Source organism: Pseudomonas sp. 05N431, from assembly GCF_056397005.1.
Genome location: NZ_JBFTMN010000044.1, coordinates 1 through 2,881 on the forward strand (window position 1 = coordinate 1; position 2,881 = coordinate 2,881).

The 2,881-nt window shown below is 52.3% G+C and carries 3 protein-coding genes and 1 pseudogene; all 4 read right to left on the reverse strand.

The window, feature by feature from the left end:
* Nucleotides 1–238, reverse strand: a pseudogene (locus AC1DIG_RS29205) (hypothetical protein); the annotation flags it as partial.
* A 207-nt stretch (nucleotides 239–445) separates the two neighbouring features.
* Nucleotides 446–919 carry an SMI1/KNR4 family protein gene (locus AC1DIG_RS29210; RefSeq protein ID WP_477770094.1) on the reverse strand — a complete coding sequence of 158 codons (474 nt, stop codon included), beginning with the start codon at nucleotides 917–919 and terminating at the stop codon, nucleotides 446–448.
* A 103-nt stretch (nucleotides 920–1,022) separates the two neighbouring features.
* Entirely contained in the window at nucleotides 1,023–1,613 is a 591-nt protein-coding gene (locus tag AC1DIG_RS29215) for a hypothetical protein (protein ID WP_477770095.1), read from the reverse strand.
* On the reverse strand, nucleotides 1,613–2,881 hold a 1,269-nt coding region (locus tag AC1DIG_RS29220), incomplete at its 5' end, for an RHS repeat-associated core domain-containing protein (protein ID WP_477770096.1). The genes AC1DIG_RS29215 and AC1DIG_RS29220, both read right to left, overlap by 1 nt.

Here is a 2,881-nt window from a genome sequence, read left to right on the forward strand (position 1 = left end):
GGCGGTCGCGTTCGAAGTCGCTGATGACCTGGCCGTCGAGGTTGATCTGGTGCAGGTGGCCGCTGCCGTAGTACAGGCGATTGAGCCAGCGGCCGTCGGGCAGTTGGGTCTGGATCAGGTTGCCGAGTTCGTCGTAGTGGTGGTGCAGGCTGCCGGCGGCGCTGTTTTCGGCGAGCAACTGGCCGGTGGCATCGTAGGCGAAGCTCAGGGGCTGGGCGTTGCCTTGCAGGTCGGTGAAGGCGGGTTACATGCCTGCTTTTGAGGTGTAGGCGATCCGTGGGAGGGAGCTTGCTCCCGCTCGGGGGCGCAGCCGTCGTAAGCCGGCTGATGCGGTTTATCTGGAGAATGCGTCAGCCTGTTTTGGGGCGGCTTCGCCGCCCAGCGGGAGCAAGCTCCCTCGCCACAGGATTTGCGTTTCGAAGCAAGCCCTGTGGCATTCGCTCATTTATTCCTCGTCCACATCATCCTCATCGATCAGTCCTTGAACGAAACGGAGGAAGTTCGAGCAAATAGGCTTCTCGGATTCAGCCTGGTTCTCTTCCGGGCTACGGTCACTATCAAACGTGTCAGTCGTGAAATAACTGATGGCTCCCGAATCAAGGTTCAAGCAAAAGAAATTGCCGCCCAGGTCGTCTGCGAAAGGAAGGAGATGTGCAGGAAGAACTTGTTTCTTCAGCATCAACTGATAGGTGGACAGCAGCGTGGGTTCACCATAGGTAATCGGCCTGAAAGAGGCGACTTCGATGGGGTCGAAAAAGTCTTCGCTGAGCCAATAAGCTCGTTCCGGCATGCCGCCGTTGTACTTGAGGTAATGGTTTCGAAAGTGGGGCGGTAGTTTCTTTCCGATAGTGGATTCCAGATGATCCAGATCCGCTGAGATAATAGCAGTTTCGTCATCTGAGAATTTGTTTTCGATCATCACTCATTCCAATGGAACTATTTAATATGAAATCACGCTGTTGGCCGCCGCCAGCACGGCGCCGAGGATGGTCTAATTCTACATTTTTCAATGTCAATACTGTTCAGCAAGATTGTGTGATCGTATGGAACGTTCTTTTGATTTCATCAAAGAATAAATACGCCTGAGAGTTGTCATGGCTTAAATCACTAATATCGAGTTGCCCCAAAAAAATCATTGGTTTTCCATCCTGTATAGGCCATTCGGGGTTTTGGAGCCATTTAGGTGGTGTCTTCAGAGAGCGAAAATCACTTTTTATCTGTTCCTTTAACCATAGTTGCAACTCTTTGGTGCTAAGTGATTTCTTGTCTTTAATGAGGCTGGATAGATAGTCTGATGGTAGGGACAGCCATTTTGGCTGAACTTTTAGCGTTAGGTTAAATAGCTCTTCATATTTTTTTTCGATCTTGTGGGGTATATTTTTCTTGTTTAAAAAGTCAGCTAGAAGAATTTGGGTGTTATATATGGATTCAAGATTTTCATAATTTTGACTAATGGCGTATGTGTATAGGTCCGGTTCTGCCACATAAGTTGGTAAATTTTTCTCGCTTTTTAGTAGCTCTTCAATTGATGAGTTTGAATGAATTTTCTCTTCGAATTCTTTTGGCGAAATGGATGCTTCGACAAATTGCTTCACGATTTCTATTGCAGTCATTACTTGGTTCCTAGATGTCTGAACTCATCAAGTTCGGCATGTTGTTCCCGTGTGACTTCACGTAAATTTCGCGGGTTATTCACGCCGACTCCGCCATTGCGTTGAGGGTTGTGATGGTGCAACTCCATCGAATTTCCGTTTGCGTCCAAGGGGGCCGAGCCACGCTTCATTCGGCTCATATTGGCTGGGCTGAATTCACCTGAAGTTTTCGAGGCTTCGTGTCGATTCTTCCAATACCTTGATCTCACTACGTCCCATGCAGCAGCTTTGCCGTTAGGCAGAGGTTTATCAATAGCGTCGCCTCTTTTCCAGCGTTTGAACTGGACACAACTCCAACCCCATGGGTCCACCCATCCTACGGGGTTATATCCATATTGATAAAGATTGATTCCCCCCGCCAACCCAATCGGATCCGGCGTCGTAAACCGTCCCACATCCGGATCATAGAACCTGAACGTATTGAAATGCAGCCCCGTCTCCCGGTCCAGGTACTGCCCCTGGAATCGCAGGTTCTGCTCTTCAATGTAGTACGGCTCACGCACCTCTTCTAACGTGTTGCCCCACACCCGATAAGTCGCCTGCCAGACGTTGTGGCCGTCCGCTTCGGTGAGCTGTTCCGGCAGGCCGTTGAGATCGTTGTGGTAGTAGCGGATTTTTTGCAGCGGGCCGGTGCCGTCGACGCGGGCCAGGGGTTCGTAACCTTCATCTTCGTAGAGGTAGAGGCTGGTCTGCTGATGGCGATGTTCCTGCAACAGGCGCAGGCCATCCCAGGTGAAGCGGGTTTCTCCCAGTGGATAACCTTTGCTGTCGTGTTCGGTCTTGGCGATGCGCCGGCCCAGCGGGTCGTAGGTCATCCTGACCACGCTGCCGTTTTCGTTGCGCACTTCAATCAACCGGCTTTCGGCGTTGTAGGCAAAGCGTTGCAAGCCCCGTTTAGCGCTGCGTTTTTCGATCAGCCGACCAAACGCGTCGTAGCGATAACGCTTGTCCTGATACGTCAGCAGTTTGTTGTGCACCACCAGCCCGGCGCCGGGTTGTGGGCGGTCCAGCAGGTTGGCGGCGGCGTCGTAGGCGAAGGTTTCGCGCTGGCCGTGCAGGCTGTCCTGGCTGGCGATGATGCGGCCGGTGGCGTCGTAGTGCAGCAATTGGCGGTGTTGCGCGGCGGGTTGCTGGTCGAGTTTGCCGATCAGGTTGTCGGCGGGGTCGTACTCGAAGTGCTTTTGCACCGCTGCCGGCATCAGCGATAGCTGACTGCTGTGGCGGCGTTG